The organism is Nitratireductor luteus (assembly GCF_026162365.1).
Taxonomy (GTDB): domain Bacteria; phylum Pseudomonadota; class Alphaproteobacteria; order Rhizobiales; family Rhizobiaceae; genus Chelativorans; species Chelativorans luteus.
This window is the reverse complement of sequence record NZ_JAOANW010000004.1, coordinates 28801-41021: the sequence shown is the minus strand read 5'-3', so window position 1 is coordinate 41021 and position 12221 is coordinate 28801. Positions and strand designations below refer to the sequence as shown.

Here is a 12221-nt window from a genome sequence, read left to right as displayed (position 1 = left end):
TGGCATGGAATCGGATTTTCGGAGAGGCCGGCGCCGTTTGCACCGACCTCTGCATCGTCTGAACTACAGCTCTTCCGGCAGCCCCGCCCCCAGCCATTTCTCCGAGATGGCGTTCAGGCTCCCGTCGGCTTTCGCCTCGGCGATGATGGCGTTTACCTTCTCCACGAGCACCGGCTCATTCTTGTTAAGGCCGATGTAACAGGGAGAGTTCTTGATCAGGAATTTCATCTCCGGGCGTTTTGGCGGGTTCCTTTCGAGAATGGCGGCGGCGACCACATTGCCCGTCGCCACGACGTCCACCTGCCCCGACAGGAAGGCGGAGATGGTGCCGTTATTGTCCTCGTAACGCTTTATGACGGCGTCGGACGGGGCGATCTTGGTCAGTTCCAAGTCTTCGATAGCGCCGCGGGTGACGCCAATAACCTTGCCTGAGAGGTCTTCCGCGTTCGACACAGTGACATCGTCGGGAGCGAAGACGCCGTTGAAGAAGGGGGCATAGGCGTCGGTGAAGTCTATCACGGCCTCGCGCTCGGCATTCTTGCCGAGACTGGAGATGACAAGGTCGACTTTGCCCGTCTGCAGGTAGGGGATGCGGTTGGCACTCGTCACCGGCACGAGCTCGGCTTCCACGCCGAGCTTCTCGGCGATGAGAATGGCCATGTCTATGTCATAACCAATGGGTGCCATATCGGTGCCGACGCTGCCAAAAGGCGGGAAATCCTGCGGCACGGCGACACGCAGAACGCCGCGCGACATGACGTCTTCAAGCGCATCTGCCCTGGCGGGCACGGGCGCGGCGACGCTGGCCGCCATGATCGCCGCACCGGCGATCCCCAATAACATCCGACGGTTAATCATAATCTCTCCTGTTGCTTGCTCTATCGTCCTGCTGCACCTGTCGCCTGCCTTTGCAACTGGCGTGCCAGCTGCCCGCGCCGCAGTGAAAAGTATGCTCTTCGCCGATAGGAGGAGGAGATCGCACAGGCTGGATGTGGTCAGCCGCCAACGCCAGCCTGTATAATTAGCCGGCATTGCCTATAAATTAGGCATGAGCTTGTTGAGGATTCATCCCAAGGAAGTGCCTTGTCGCCTTTTGGCGCGTTGTGCTGTTCCAGAGCCGTTCTCATCGATGCTCTTGCCCTTCGTGCGCACCTGGGCAAAGTTCTCCTAGCGGGACGGCTAGTTCAGCCAATCGAGACGAATCGAGATGATACGGAAGCTGATTATCGTGGTGGCTGCTGTTGTAGCTCTGGGTGGTTGTACGACGACCGAAAAGGACGTCGGAATCGGCACTGCTGCAGGCGCCGTTGTCGGTGGTATCGCGGGCGGCGGACGAGGAGCCCTGATAGGCGCCGGAGCCGGAGCCCTCGGGGGTCTGCTGGTCCGCAACCTCCGCAACGGCTTCTGCGAATACCGTGATCGGCAGGGGCGCATATACACTGCCCGTTGTAGATGAAGAATGCGACGCGGCCGCGGGCGCCAGCCGTCCGCGGTCCGTCGTCGGCACCTTATGCCTTCGGAGGGGCGAAGCGGAGCGGGCCCACGCCCTGCGCCGCCACCTCGCTCTATGCTGTTTGCCTCACGACGAACGGTGCCGGCTTCAGCCACATCGTCGACAACCCTCTCGCGCTGCTCACCGGCACCGGCCGCGAGGTTCAACTGCCGTGTCGAGGACGTGGTTGTCACCTCGAGCGTTCATGAATTCGGCACGAGGGATATCTGGGGGACCGCACTTTCCAGATGCGCCCCCAGTTCCTTAGCGTTGGTCGTCGCTGAAGCCGGATTTGCCGGGGACGCCATCGCCGCCGCCGTTGCCTCGGCCGTTGTTCCCTTGCGGGCCTTGTCCGCCGGTCCCGTTGTCAGGCTCCTCACCCTCACCGCCGTCGCCGCCGTCGCCGCCTTCACCACCTTCACCACCTTCACCGCCTTCACCGCCTTCACCGCCTTCACCACTATCGTGGGAATCGGCCGCAACATCGACCGCGAAGGGGGTGGCGAATGATCCGAGCAGCGCAAACGCCGTGGAAAGGGCAAGAACTTGCAGAAGTTTGGTCATGGCTTCCTCCTCACTCTGATTCTTGAGGCTCAGTGTTCACAACATGAAGGTTTGAAACAAAGGTTGAGTTCGGAGGCTCGGTAAGGTTTTTCCTGACAGAAACAGGAGAGCTTTCGCAGCGTCTTGGCAGGCTATGTCGTTCTGGCCCTCGAGGCGTTTCAGATCGGCGGCGATGACTTTTTTTGGGAGGCGCCAGCATATTCGCCGCTCCGTCGATCAACGCAGCGCGCCAAAGCTGCCGCTGTCCAGAAGCCGATGCACAAGACGAGCGCGCCCGCACCCACCGCAATCAGAACCGCGTCATATCCCCCTGTGATCGACCACAGCCAGGCAGCCGCCAGCGGCGAGGCAGCCTGCATGAGGTTCATCGGCGCGACCAGGATCCCGTTGATCGAGCCATAGGCTTCGCGGCTCACCATTTCCGGCACCGCCAGCCCGCGCACGATGGTGATCATGCCGTTCGCCGCCCCATAGCAGGCGGCGATGGCCGCGATGACGATCACTTCCGCCGGCGCCCAGGCGAAACCGATGACAGCGAGCGGAAAAATGATCACGATAATGGAACCGATCGAGCGCACGGGTGCGTGCGGGGCGAAGACCCAGATCAGGATGCGGCCCGCGACCTGGGCGGGACCGATCACCGCCATTACGGCAACGACGCCGGCGGCGGTGAGCCCGCGCTCCAGAAGCAACGGGTAGAGGTGGAAAGTCAGGGTGGAGAAAGCTGCGGCGTAGGCGATAAAAGCCACCATCAGCGCCCAGAAGACCGGACGGCGGACCGCCCACGCGACAGCCTTGCGCCCGGTCAGCGGCAATGGCTCGTGCGGCTCGCGGACGGGAACCGGATGGTCCTTCTTCGGATCGATGGCGAAGAAGTAGAGACCACCGCAGACGACGATGTTGATGGCGCCCAGCACCATCAGCGCGCCACGCCATCCGAACAGGTCGATCAGCAACTGGATGAGCGGGATGAAGACGGTGGAGGCGAAGCCGCCCCAGAGCGTCAAGGCGGTGATGCCGCGCCGCGCCCCGCCCGCGCCCACGCGCCGCGTGATCACGGCGAAAGCCGGCTCGTAAAGATTAGCGGCCTGGAGGCAGCCGATCCCCGCGAGCACGACATAGAACAGGGCAACGTTCGACACCTGAGACCAGGCGACGAGCAGGAGCCCGGCCGCAACCGCCGCCCCGCCCATCACGTAGCGCCCCCGGCCGCGATCGATCGCCGCGCCGACCGGGTAGGCGGCAAGCCCCGCCAGCGCCATGCCCAGGGTCGCCGCGCCATAGATCTGCGGCTTGGACCAGCCAAGGTCGAGACGCATGGCTTCGGCCAGCAGCGGGAAGCTGTAATAGAGCGAACCCCAGGAGCATATCTGGGCGACACCGAGCGCGGTGATAAGCCAGCCGGCCCCGGCACCGCGTCTTCGGGACAGGTCTTCGATGGCGCTTGTCGTCACGCGGCGCTCCGGCAACAGGCAGCCCGAGGCGCGGAGGCTCTCTCAGCCGGAGCAGCATTTTTTGCACAGCCGCATCCCTCTTCGCCACGGGCCTTGGCGTCGGCATCCTTGGCACAGCAGGCATCGGTGCCGGCGGGAGCCGCCCCGCCGCAGCATTCGCTTGCAGCAGCCTCGCCGGCTCCCACCACCGGCGGAGCGAAGCACACCCCCGTCTCCGGCAGCACGAGTTGCACCTGGCGCGCCGCCACATGATCGCCCGCCAGTTCGGCAACAACCGAGCGGACCTGCTCGTAGCCCGTCGCCATCAGGAAGGTCGGCGCACGGCCGTAGGACTTCGAGCCGACGATGAAGAATCCGGGTTCGGGGTGCGAAAGTTCGTTAATGCCGTGCGGCGGCACCGTTCCGCAGGAGTGAAAATTCGGATCGATCAGCGGCGCAAGGGCCGGTGGCGCTTCGACGGCCGGATCGAGCGCGACGCGCAATTCGCCAAGGATGGAAAGATCCGGCCGAAATCCGGCGGCGGCGACGATGCGATCCACGTCGAGGCTGAAGGGGCGGTCGTCGAGCCTGGCTTCGACCAAGAGGCCGGCGCCCCTCCCTTCGATGCGCTCGACGGCGAAGGGCGCCAGCATGTTCACCCGCCCCTCGCCTATCGCCGCCTGTGCCGCCAATCCCAGAGCACCGCGTTCCGGTAACTGGTCGTTCAGACCACCACCGAGAAGCTTGTCGATGCGGTCGCGGCGCAGCGCCCAGAATATCTCCGTCGCCAGCGCGTCCTCCTGAAGCACCAGAAGCGCCAGCGCGACGTTGATCGCCGAATGTCCGCCGCCGATGACGAGAACCCGCTTGCCGGCATAGTCGCCGCGCGCAAGCCCTGCGACATCGGGAATGCCGTATGCGATGCGGTCCGCCGCCGCGGCCTCGCCGGGAACGGCAAGGCCGTCCACACCTATCGGATTTGGCCGCGACCATGTGCCGGAAGCATCGATGACTGCCCGTGTCAGCACACGATGCTCCCCCGCCGCATCCCGGTAGTGCACGACGAACGGCGCATCCTCGCGGCCCGTATTCGACATCTTGTCATGCCCCAGCCGGGTGATAGCCGTTACCGCCGTGTCGAGTTTCATGTTCGGTGCGATCTCCGGCAGGGCGGCAAGCGGGGCGAGATAATCGCGCACGAACTCGGCGCCGGTCGGCAAATGGTCGGGGGCCGCGGGCTGCCACCCCGACCGCTCCAAAAGCGCGCGGGCGCTCGTGTCGATGTTGTACCGCCAGGGAGAGAAGACGCGGACATGGCCCCAGTCCTGCACCGAGGCCCCGGCGGAAGCTCCACGTTCGAATACAAGGGGGCGCAAACCACGCTGCACGAAATGGGCAGCAGCGGCAAGGCCGACCGGCCCTGCGCCGATGACGGCGACTGGAAGATCCAGGTGGGCGATGCTGTTCATTGATACGATCCTTCTAGTATCTTCGAATCAACAGGATAAAAAGCAGGCTTCAGGGCGCTCGTGTGCGCATAACGGGCGGACAGGTCCCATCCGCACAGCACTCATCAGCGAGATAGCCCAACAGTGCCTGCATCGCAGGGTAGTTCGCCCGGCAGATAAGCGTCGTCGCCTGCCGCTCCTGGCTCACCAGCCCGGTCTCGCACAGGCGCTTGCAATGGTGCGACAATGTCGAGGCAGGGACGCCGAGCTTGCCCTGAACCTGCCCCACGGACATCCCTTCCTCTCCGGCCCGCACCAGGATGCGGTAAATCTTGAGCCGGGTCGGATTGCCCAGAGCTTCGAGTTGTGCGGCGGCTTTTTCGTGTTTCATGGGAATTGTCCTACTGGACCCATTGTCGTCACTGCGAGCGCTGGCTTACCCGCCTTGAAACTTCCTCGGCGCTCTCCACGCGCTCAGAGTAGCGGTCCGTCAGATAGCTGGTGCAGTCGCGCAGGAGCATCGTGAACTTCATCAACTCCTCCATCACATCGACGATGCGGCTGTGATAGGGCGACGGTTTCATCCGCCCTGCCTCATCGAACTCCGCGAAAGCCTTGGCGACCGAAGACTGGTTGGGAACGGTGAACATGCGCATCCAGCGGCCGAGGACGCGAAGCTGGTTGACGGCGTTGAAACTCTGCGAGCCGCCGCAGACCTGCATGACAGCGAGCGTGCGCCCCTGGGTTGGCCGGACGCCGCCCATGGAGAGCGGCAGCCAGTCGATCTGCGCCTTGATAATGCCGGTCATCGATCCGTGGCGCTCCGGCGAGCACCAGACCTGCCCCTCCGACCACAGCGATAGCCCACGCAATTCCTTCACCTTCGGATGATCGGCCGAGGTCGAGTCCGGCAGCGGCAAACCGGCGGGATTGAAGATGCGCACCTCCGCCCCGAGGCGTCGAAGGATCCGCGCCGCTTCTTCCGTCGCCAACCGGGAATAGGAGCGCTCACGCAATGAGCCGTAGAGCATGAGAATGCGGGGGGCGTGGGTCGAACGCGAGGTTTCGAACAATGCTGCTGGATCGATTTGTCGGAACTGCTTGTCGATGATGTTGGGGAACGTATCCATGGGAAGAGTGGATTCAGTCATGTCTATCCTGCTGGGCGCGCATTCGGTGGCGCATTACTTATATTTCTAAGAAAGTCGAAATATGAGTAATGATGCCAGATTGCGCAGTCAACCCTATTTCGACAAATGTCGAAATTGAGTACTGCCGCCCAGGGGGACGCATAGACGGGCTGGAAAAGCGTTATATGACAGGAGATAGAGCGCTGAACGACGTCTCCTCCACCGTGGACCGCGGCCAAGTCGTCGTCGAGAGTGCGGAAGGCAATTATCTGAACGGATGCGGCCTTGCCGACACGCGCGCTCCGCCACGGCTTGCACCGTGGCGGTCGTAATCGAGTCCGTAATCAGATGCGCTGTATTTCTTGGAATTGAACGACAGGTGGGCGACCGAGGAGGAAGCATCCGACCCCGTGCTTGCGCTCTCCCAAAATTCCCCTCGCGCCTGAGGGACGTTCACAGATGGGACTTTGTCGTTTGAACCGGCGGTTCTTGCCGTAGCCACATGGGGCTGGAGGTCAGAACCATTCCTTCAAACGGTCCCAGAGATTTTTCTGCGGCTCATCTCCCGGCCGCTCGATGTTGTTCGTCAACCCGTTGATATATTGGACCATATTGACGGGGTCGAAGCGCAGGCCGTGGAATTTCGCCGCAAAACGACCATTGCGGTCGATGATGTGGGTGACAACCCCATGCATCTGCTGGCCCTCGTCGAGCGGCTCGAAACGCAAGTTGTACTCCTCGGCGAGCTTCCGTGTCGCGTCTTCCGTCTGGCCTTGTCTGATGGTGAGGAACACCCAGTTGACGGGATCGAGCCCGTGGGCGGATCCATAGGCCTTCATCACGTCGGGCGTGTCGACGGAGGGGTCGGTCGTGACGCTGATGAACTGCACCATGCTCTTCATGGGCGTATCGTTCACCATCTCCTGCACCTGCGAGATCATTTCCGAATGAAGCGGACAAACATCGGTGCAGCTTGCGAAGATGAAGTTGAGAACGACAATCTTGTCGGCGAAGTCGCCAAGCCGGACAGGATTGCCGTCGGCGTCCGCCAGCTCGAAAGCGGGCGCATTCGGCTCATCAACGGCCTGAAAGTACTTCTCCTTGCTGCCCATCACTTCATCGAGGTCGGCTCCGGGGTGGTGGGCATGGGCCGACGTCGCCACTGTCAGAGCAGCCAGGAACCAGACGAAGAACACAGCTTTATGCAGCATGCTCGTCCGAGTTGCTGCCTTTGCATTCACCAATTCTCCAGTCTTCATGGCTTCTCGTCATCCTTTCGATACTCGTTCAAGATGTCCTGGAAAGAGGAGATCATTTCCGGTGCGTCCCATTCGGCCGGACCTGCGAGGCGGCCGATCTCATGTCCGTCCGGATCGATGAGGAGCGTGGCGGGCAGGCCGTAGATTGCCAGCTCGCGAAGCAGACTCATGTCCTGATCAATGAAGATGGCGAGGTGTTTTATCCCGATCTCATCGAAGAACTTGCGCACGACGTCTACGCCCGCCCGATCGACGGACAGGGCGACCACCTCGAACCGATCTCCGCCGAGCCGTCTCTGCAGGCGGTCAAGGGTCGGCATTTCCTCTCGGCACGGCGCGCACCACGTGGCCCAGATGTTGAGAAGCACGACCTTGCCGCGCCAGTTTTGCAGGGTGACCGGCTCGCCCGCCGCGTCCGTGAAGGAAACTTCGGGCAACGGCTGTGGCTCAGAGTGCAGGGGTACGGTGGATAATCCTTCCGCTGCAGCGCCACCGGCGAGGACGACAAGCAGCACCAGCGCGCGAAGCATGGTCGAAAGCGGGCTCATTTGCGGCCTCCGAAGAAGAGATACTTCACCAATGCCGCCGCGCCGAGCACGAGAACGGCGACGACGAGAAGCCAAAGGAAGCTCATGCCCCACATCGCGAGACCGTCCATACCTTCCATCATGCTGCCCTGACCCATCATGGCGCGTTCCTTTCATTCCTCCGTGACTGGCCACTGGCGCCGCGGTGAGCGACCATCTTCGGACATTCCCCTATTCCCGCGTATAAACGCCGGTTATCTCGCCGGATTTGGAGACTTCGAGGGTCTCGAACGGCTCCTGCTTTTCGCCGCCCATGCCGGGGGAGCCGAGCGGCATGCCGGGCAGCGTCACGCCCTTGATATCGGGGCGCTCTGAAAGCAGCTTCCTGACGGTGGCCACCGGGACGTGGCCGCTCACCGCATAACCTTCGATCATCGATAGATGGCAGCCCTGGAAATCGTCGGGAATGCCAGCCTCGCGGCTCATGGCGACAAGCTCGTGGGTTGGCTTCACGGTAACCGTAAAGCCGTTTTCCCGCATATAGTCGGCATAGCCTTCGCAGCAGCCGCATTGGGGGTTCTTGTAGAGCATGACCTCCTGGGCCTCGGCCGGCCGGAGCGAGAGCACAGAGGCTACCACAGCGCCGGTGACCGTTGCGGCGGCTGCCAAGGTGAGGATCGATCTGCGCATGGTCTTCTTCCTTTCGTTTCTTTTCGGTTCGGCATCAGGCGATGCGAATGACGCCCATCATGCCTGAGGCCTGGTGTTCGAGAATGTGGCAGTGGAACATCCAGTCGCCAGGATTGTCGGCGACGAAGGCAATCTCGACCTTCTCGCGCGGCGCCATCAGCACCGTATCCTGCCACTCCCGGTAGCGTGTAGGCCGGCCGTTGCGGGCGATCACGCGGAAGGAATGTCCGTGGAGGTGGATGGGGTGATGCCAGGCCGTCGCGTTGGTCATTGCCAGCACGTAGCTCTTGCCGCGCTCAAGCGTCAGCATCGGTTCGAGGATATGGCCTTCCGCCGCCACGCCGTTGACGAACCAGATGCCGTCGCCATGCATCATGCCCCTCATCGGGGCCATATTGCCCATCATGCCTCCGCTGGTGTCGTCGCCTCCCATGCTGCCGCCCATCTCCTGCATCACCATCTGTCCCATCATCCCGCCATTGAAGGCCACCTCGTGCCGGACCGCATTCGCGGCATCCGGTTCGGCAAGCGGATTTGCCGGCAGAGCGAGGGACCAATCCGGTGCGCGTTGCCGCAGCGGTTCGCTGCCGTAGGCAAGATCGACGAGACGATATTCCAGCCCCTCGTAGAAGCGGTCGACGACAGAGGCGCGGCCGCCCGCTACCCCCGTCAAGTCGAGGACCAGATCGACACGCATGGCCGGACCCAGCACGACGAGACCGCCATCCGGCGCATGAGGCGTCACCGGCTGGCCGTCCAATGCAACGACCGCCGGCTCGTGGCCGGCAAAGTCCAGCGCGAAGATGCGGGCGTTGGCGGCGTTGATCAGGCGCAGCCTGATCCGTTCGCCCTTGCGGACGGAGAAGCTTTCCGGCACCCGGCCGTTGATGGTCACCGTGTTGCCGACCCGGCCGTTGTGCATCATGTCATGACGGCCGCCGAAATCGTCGCTGATTGCAGCCGTCCTGGTCAACCGCCAGTCGTCGAGCATCCAGGTGACGTCGCGGTCCACACGGATCGGCTCGGCCTCCTCCACGATCAATGGGCCGTAGAGCCCACGGCCGACCTGCTCAGCGCTGCGCTGATGCGGGTGATACCAGAAGGTGCCGGCATCAACGGCGTCGAACTCGTAGACGAAGGTGTCGCCCGCCGCGATCGGCTTCTGCGTCAGATGCGGCACGCCATCCATGGCGTTGGGCGTGCGGATACCGTGCCAGTGGACGGTCGTTTCCTCGGCAAGGCCGTTCTCGACCACAATGCGCAGGCGATCGCCCTGCCTGACCCGGATTTCAGGTCCCGGAACCGTACCGCTGTAAGTCCAGGCATCCGTCTCGTTCCACGGCGCTGGCACCAGCCGAACGGTGCCCGGTCCCGGGCGAAGCCTGTAGTCCCGGGGAAGCGGGATTTCGGCAGCAACCGCATGCAGCGGAAGCACCGAGGCGGCAACGCCTGCCGCGGCCGATGACAGAAAGGTCCGACGCGTAAGCGTCGATGCGCGAAGATGAGGCATCTATGTCATCCCGAATATGGTTCCGATAACGCAGCCGCGGAGCGGTTGCGATTCGCATCGCAGGCCGTACGGCCGTGCGATCAAGCGACGCCCGGCGATGGATCGAGTCCCACCGGCGTCAAATCGAGACGGTTATCGTGGAGGATGCCGTTCGGGCGAGCCCACTCGGCCGACAAGATCGTGCGGAACCGATTGTCTGAGCGAAACGGTCGGCATGGCTATTTCCGCCGGCTCGGAAGCCAGGACGGCCGCGAAGGACTGGGTGCAACTCTGATCGCAGGTGGTCGCAGTGTCGCTCGTTTTGTCACAGCCATCGCAATCATCCATGTCGACGGCGGCCGCAGCGCCGAACGCCATGCGAAGCGTCATCTCAGTCGTTGCGGCTGCGTGCGCGACCGTGCCCGCAGCGAAAACCGCAAGCAACAAGAAGGCAAAGACACGCAGCAGCCGTTTCATGGAAGGAAACTAACGCTGATCGGGCGGGCTGTCCATGACCGCGTCGTCGCAGACAATCTTCGGGCATTCGATCTGAAGGCGGCCCGCCTGCCACCTGACATCTGGATACATGCGGATAAAAAAGCATCGAGCGCCGTGCGTCCCTTTGGGCGCACGGCGCCTTAACGATGACCGGAACTCAGCCTGCGGTTGCCGGCTGGGCCTTGGCACTTTCCTCCTCGTCGACCCATCCCTGGGCGCTGAGGTCTGCCACGGCTTCACCGGATTCGGCCCAGCCACGCTTCTCATCCTCGCTGGCGCGTGGAGAGAAGAGGCCGGTATGCGCATAGATGAGACCGAAGAGCGGCGACAGCCAGCACGCAAACGCGAGGGGGATGTAGAGCAGGTTCTCCATATGCCCGCTAGAGACGCCCAGCGCCAAGGCGCTGATGACGAAGGCGCCGCCAGCATTCCACGGAATCAGAGGGGAGATCAGCGTCCCGCCTTCTTCAACCGCACGCGACAGATTCAGCGTCGAATAGCCCATGCCCCGATAGACGGGCGCATACATGCGACCGGGCAAGGCGATCGACAGGTAGGGATCGCCGGCGACCAGGTTGGTGGCCATCGAGGTACCGATCGCCGCCGACTGAATACCGGCAAAGCTGCGGATCTTCGTCATGATCGCCTGGATGATGGTTTCAAGACAGCCGGTTTTCTCCAGCGCGCCGCCGAAGCCAAGCGCGATGAGCACCAGCGAGATGGTCCACATCATCGATTGGATGCCGCCGCGATTGAGCAGGCTGTCGATTTCGCTGATGCCCGTCTCTATGGAATAGCCGCTATTGGCGTAGGTGAAGGTGTCATGCAGGCTTACACCCTGTGCGATCATGGCGGTCGCCGCGCCGGCGAGAACGCCGGCAAAGAGCGACGGGATAGGCGGCATGCGCCTGACCGCCAGAACGATCACCAGAAGCGCCGGCAGCAGCAGCCATATCGAGATATGGAAATTGTCCTGAAGGGCGGTGGTGATGACATTGATGCGTTCGAAGGAAGCGCCATCGGCGTCAATCAGCCCAAATCCCGCGAAGAGATAAATGCCGAGAGCTATCAGCATCGACGGTACAGTCGTCGGCATCATGTTCTTGATATGAGAGAACACGTCGACGCCGGTAACAGCGGGTGCAAGGTTCGTCGTGTCCGAAAGCGGTGAGACCTTGTCGCCGAAGAACGCCCCCGAAACCACCGCTCCGGCCGTCCAATACATGGGAATGCCAAAGCCCGCGCCGATGCCCATCAGGGCGAGACCCACAGTGCCCACCGTTCCCCACGATGTGCCGAGCGAAAGTGAGACGACTGAACACAGGATCATCGCGGCGGCGAGAAAGATCTGCGGCGAGAGGATGGTCAACCCGTAATAGATGAGCGTAGGCACCGTGCCGCTGGCGATCCACACGCCAATGATCATACCGACGGTGATGAGAACCGAGACGGATGGCAGCGAGACGTGGATGACGTGGAAAACGCCCTTCTCGATGTCCTGCCAGTTGAAGCCGAGCTTGATTCCGACCAGCCCTGTGATCGCCAAGCCGATGGCGAGTGGGACATGAGGGGTGAAGTCGTCGAAATAGAAAAGCTGTACGCCCAGAACGATCAACGTCAGCAAGACGGGTGTGAGAGCCAGGGGCAGGCTGGGTAAAGCCCTTTCCGGTGCAGTCATGGCATGTTCCCTT

15 protein-coding genes are annotated in these 12221 nt (G+C 62.6%); 4 read left to right on the top strand and 11 right to left on the bottom strand.

What is annotated here, in order from left to right; translation table 11 throughout:
* Nucleotides 1-63: 63 nt before the first annotated feature.
* On the bottom strand, nucleotides 64-858 hold the full coding sequence (locus N1058_RS05405; RefSeq protein ID WP_265516485.1) for a transporter substrate-binding domain-containing protein: 795 nt from the start codon (nucleotides 856-858) through the stop codon (nucleotides 64-66).
* A gap of 349 nt (nucleotides 859-1207) precedes the next feature.
* Between N1058_RS05405 and N1058_RS05400 the strand changes: the two genes are divergently transcribed.
* Together N1058_RS05400 and N1058_RS05395 are read left to right on the top strand one after the other, a co-directional pair.
* Complete coding sequence (locus N1058_RS05400) at nucleotides 1208-1456, top strand: YMGG-like glycine zipper-containing protein (protein WP_274709169.1); 249 nt, start codon at nucleotides 1208-1210, stop codon at nucleotides 1454-1456.
* Nucleotides 1457-1762: 306 nt separating this feature from the next.
* Nucleotides 1763-2002 (top strand): hypothetical protein, encoded by a 240-nt coding sequence (locus N1058_RS05395; protein WP_265516484.1) that lies wholly within the window; start codon nucleotides 1763-1765, stop codon nucleotides 2000-2002.
* A 212-nt stretch (nucleotides 2003-2214) separates the two neighbouring features.
* On the opposite strand, the gene N1058_RS05390 is transcribed toward N1058_RS05395, so the two are convergent.
* The 4 genes from N1058_RS05390 to arsH are packed head-to-tail and all read right to left on the bottom strand — an operon-like array spanning nucleotide 2215 to nucleotide 6088.
* On the bottom strand, nucleotides 2215-3510 hold the full coding sequence (locus N1058_RS05390) for an MFS transporter (protein WP_265516483.1): 1296 nt from the start codon (nucleotides 3508-3510) through the stop codon (nucleotides 2215-2217).
* Nucleotides 3507-4958, bottom strand: coding sequence for an FAD-dependent oxidoreductase (locus N1058_RS05385; protein WP_265516482.1), 1452 nt, complete (start codon nucleotides 4956-4958; stop codon nucleotides 3507-3509). Before N1058_RS05385 ends, N1058_RS05390 begins: the two co-directional genes overlap by 4 nt.
* Before the next feature lie 49 nt (nucleotides 4959-5007).
* Complete coding sequence (locus N1058_RS05380) at nucleotides 5008-5328, bottom strand: ArsR/SmtB family transcription factor (protein WP_265516481.1); 321 nt, start codon at nucleotides 5326-5328, stop codon at nucleotides 5008-5010.
* A gap of 28 nt (nucleotides 5329-5356) precedes the next feature.
* A complete protein-coding gene (gene arsH / locus N1058_RS05375; protein ID WP_274709168.1) occupies nucleotides 5357-6088 on the bottom strand; it encodes an arsenical resistance protein ArsH in 732 nt (243 codons plus the stop codon).
* Nucleotides 6089-6252: 164 nt separating this feature from the next.
* On the opposite strand from arsH, the gene N1058_RS05370 reads away from it, so the two are divergent.
* Complete coding sequence (locus tag N1058_RS05370) at nucleotides 6253-6399, top strand: hypothetical protein (RefSeq protein WP_265516480.1); 147 nt, start codon at nucleotides 6253-6255, stop codon at nucleotides 6397-6399.
* Between the two features lie 183 nt (nucleotides 6400-6582).
* On the opposite strand, the gene N1058_RS05365 is transcribed toward N1058_RS05370, so the two are convergent.
* The 5 genes from N1058_RS05365 to N1058_RS05345 form a co-directional block, all read right to left on the bottom strand.
* Nucleotides 6583-7278: an SCO family protein gene (locus N1058_RS05365; RefSeq protein WP_265516479.1), complete on the bottom strand. Its 696-nt coding sequence runs from the start codon at nucleotides 7276-7278 to the stop codon at nucleotides 6583-6585.
* Between the two features lie 44 nt (nucleotides 7279-7322).
* Entirely contained in the window at nucleotides 7323-7874 is a 552-nt protein-coding gene (locus N1058_RS05360; protein WP_265516478.1) for a TlpA family protein disulfide reductase, read from the bottom strand.
* Nucleotides 7871-8014 carry a hypothetical protein gene (locus N1058_RS05355; protein ID WP_265516784.1) on the bottom strand — a complete coding sequence of 48 codons (144 nt, stop codon included), beginning with the start codon at nucleotides 8012-8014 and terminating at the stop codon, nucleotides 7871-7873. The genes N1058_RS05360 and N1058_RS05355 overlap by 4 nt, the downstream gene beginning before the upstream one ends.
* Nucleotides 8015-8084: 70 nt before the next feature.
* Nucleotides 8085-8543 carry a DUF411 domain-containing protein gene (locus tag N1058_RS05350; protein WP_265516477.1) on the bottom strand — a complete coding sequence of 153 codons (459 nt, stop codon included), beginning with the start codon at nucleotides 8541-8543 and terminating at the stop codon, nucleotides 8085-8087.
* 34 nt (nucleotides 8544-8577) lie between these two features.
* Entirely contained in the window at nucleotides 8578-10053 is a 1476-nt protein-coding gene (locus N1058_RS05345) for a multicopper oxidase family protein (RefSeq protein ID WP_265516476.1), read from the bottom strand.
* A gap of 192 nt (nucleotides 10054-10245) precedes the next feature.
* On the opposite strand from N1058_RS05345, the gene N1058_RS05340 reads away from it, so the two are divergent.
* Entirely contained in the window at nucleotides 10246-10674 is a 429-nt protein-coding gene (locus tag N1058_RS05340) for a hypothetical protein (RefSeq protein WP_265516475.1), read from the top strand.
* Between the two features lie 13 nt (nucleotides 10675-10687).
* Here N1058_RS05340 and nhaC read toward each other — a convergent pair whose 3' ends face one another.
* Entirely contained in the window at nucleotides 10688-12208 is a 1521-nt protein-coding gene (gene nhaC, locus N1058_RS05335) for a Na+/H+ antiporter NhaC (RefSeq protein WP_265516474.1), read from the bottom strand.
* Nucleotides 12209-12221 lie beyond the last annotated feature (13 nt).

Bases quoted from the DNA above. Each gene is read 5' to 3' on its own strand.
- N1058_RS05405 (WP_265516485.1), bottom strand. From the start codon at position 858: ATGATTAACCGTCGGATGTTATTGGGGATCGCCGGTGCGGCGATCATG.
- N1058_RS05400 (WP_274709169.1), top strand. From the start codon at position 1,208: ATGATACGGAAGCTGATTATCGTGGTGGCTGCTGTTGTAGCTCTGGGT.
- N1058_RS05385 (WP_265516482.1), bottom strand. From the start codon at position 4,958: ATGAACAGCATCGCCCACCTGGATCTTCCAGTCGCCGTCATCGGCGCA.
- N1058_RS05380 (WP_265516481.1), bottom strand. From the start codon at position 5,328: ATGAAACACGAAAAAGCCGCCGCACAACTCGAAGCTCTGGGCAATCCG.
- arsH (WP_274709168.1), bottom strand. From the start codon at position 6,088: ATGACTGAATCCACTCTTCCCATGGATACGTTCCCCAACATCATCGAC.
- N1058_RS05370 (WP_265516480.1), top strand. From the start codon at position 6,253: ATGACAGGAGATAGAGCGCTGAACGACGTCTCCTCCACCGTGGACCGC.
- N1058_RS05365 (WP_265516479.1), bottom strand. From the start codon at position 7,278: ATGCTGCATAAAGCTGTGTTCTTCGTCTGGTTCCTGGCTGCTCTGACA.
- N1058_RS05360 (WP_265516478.1), bottom strand. From the start codon at position 7,874: ATGAGCCCGCTTTCGACCATGCTTCGCGCGCTGGTGCTGCTTGTCGTC.
- N1058_RS05355 (WP_265516784.1), bottom strand. From the start codon at position 8,014: ATGATGGGTCAGGGCAGCATGATGGAAGGTATGGACGGTCTCGCGATG.
- N1058_RS05350 (WP_265516477.1), bottom strand. From the start codon at position 8,543: ATGCGCAGATCGATCCTCACCTTGGCAGCCGCCGCAACGGTCACCGGC.
- N1058_RS05345 (WP_265516476.1), bottom strand. From the start codon at position 10,053: ATGCCTCATCTTCGCGCATCGACGCTTACGCGTCGGACCTTTCTGTCA.
- nhaC (WP_265516474.1), bottom strand. From the start codon at position 12,208: ATGACTGCACCGGAAAGGGCTTTACCCAGCCTGCCCCTGGCTCTCACA.